General features: G+C 66.0%; 1 protein-coding gene. It reads right to left on the bottom strand.

The window, feature by feature from the left end; translation table 11 throughout:
- The coding region (locus A5658_RS09840) for an aminotransferase class V-fold PLP-dependent enzyme (RefSeq protein ID WP_156751340.1) at positions 1–565 on the bottom strand (565 nt) is incomplete at both ends.

Genomic DNA, 565 nt, shown 5'->3' with positions numbered 1-565 from the left:
TCGACGACGAAAGAGACTGGCGATCCGCGGTTTTCCAGCGAGGTCGGCCCGATGATCCGCACTTGCTCGATGCCGGCCAGGCCGTCGATCGCGGCCGCCACCAGTTCGCGCTCGTGAGCTTCGACGGCGTCCATGCCGACGGCATTGAGGTAACGGGTCGCCGCGCCCAGCCCGACGACCTGTGAGGTCATCGGTGTGCCTGCCTCGAAGCGCTGCGGCGGCGCGGCGTAGGTGACGGTCTCCATGCTGACGGTTTCGATCATCGAGCCGCCGGTGAGGAATGGCGGTAAGGCGCTCAGCAGCTCGGCGCGGCCATAGAGTACGCCGATCCCGTTGGGGCCCAGCATTTTATGGCCGGAGAATGCGGCGAAGTCGACGTCGAGTGCTCGGAAGTCGACCGGCTGGTGGGGCACCGACTGGCATGCGTCCAGGACGGTCAGCGCGCCGACGGACTTGGCCCGCGTGACGAGTTCGGCAACCGGGGCTATCGCGCCGGTCACGTTCGAATGATGGCTGAAGGCAACGACTTTGACGCTGCTGTCGAGCTGAAGTGAGTCGAGGTCGA

The sequence above is a fragment of the Mycobacterium sp. 1245111.1 genome (genome assembly GCF_001673405.1).
Taxonomy (GTDB): domain Bacteria; phylum Actinomycetota; class Actinomycetes; order Mycobacteriales; family Mycobacteriaceae; genus Mycobacterium.
The sequence above is the reverse complement of the archived record's forward strand: the minus strand, read 5'-3'. Positions and strand labels throughout refer to the sequence as shown.